Source organism: Vibrio sp. 704, assembly GCF_033339295.1.
This window is the reverse complement of sequence record NZ_JAWOUH010000253.1, coordinates 1-839: the sequence shown is the minus strand read 5'-3', so window position 1 is coordinate 839 and position 839 is coordinate 1. Positions and strand designations below refer to the sequence as shown.

The 839-nt window shown below is 49.1% G+C and carries 1 protein-coding gene; it reads right to left on the bottom strand.

Annotation, left to right across the window (positions count from 1 at the left end; translation table 11 throughout):
- Positions 1–839, bottom strand: an 839-nt coding sequence (locus R7R24_RS25765) for a class I tRNA ligase family protein (protein ID WP_318119963.1), incomplete at both ends; no start/stop codon positions are given.

Here is an 839-nt window from a genome sequence, read left to right as displayed (position 1 = left end):
TTAACTGCTGCTGCAGACGTCAGTAGCACGAAGCGTAACTCGTCTTCTAGCTTATTGATTTTCGCCGCTAGTGCGTCATCAGCAAATAGAGTTAGCTCAGCTTGTAGTGCACCACCGATGGTTTTCTCTGCACGCGCCGCTTCAAGAAGTTTGTTCACCGCCCCACGAACTTTCTGAATTTCAGTCCAGAATTCGTTGTTCAGCTCTTCACCTTCCGCTAGACCAAATAGACCATCGAACCACTCACCTGTGAACACGAATTTTTCGCGCTCGCCTGGCATCTCGTTCCAGATCTCATCTGCGGTGAATGACATGATTGGCGCCATCCAACGAACTAGTGCTTCTACGATGTAGTAAAGTGCTGTCTGACAGCTACGTTGAGCGTGGCCGCCCTGCTTCGCTGTGTACTGACGGTCTTTGATTACGTCTAGGTAGAATGAGCCCATCTCGATAGAACAGAACTGCATTAGACGCTGAGTTACGGCGTGGATGTTGTATTCATCGTACGCTTTGATGATCTCTTCTTGCGCAGCAAGTGCACGACCAACAGCCCAACGGTCTAGCGCCACCATTTCTTCAGCAGGAACGATGTCTGTTGCTGGGTTGAAGCCATTTAGGTTCGCTAGGAAGAAACGCGCTGTGTTACGGATACGACGATACGCATCTGCAGAACGTTTTAGGATTTCATCAGAAACCGCAACTTCACCAGTGTAGTCTGTAGAAGCAACCCATAGACGCAAAATGTCTGCACCGAGTTTGTTCGTTACGTCTTTTGGCGCAACCACGTTACCGATAGATTTAGACATCTTACGACCCTGACCATCAACCACGAAACCGTG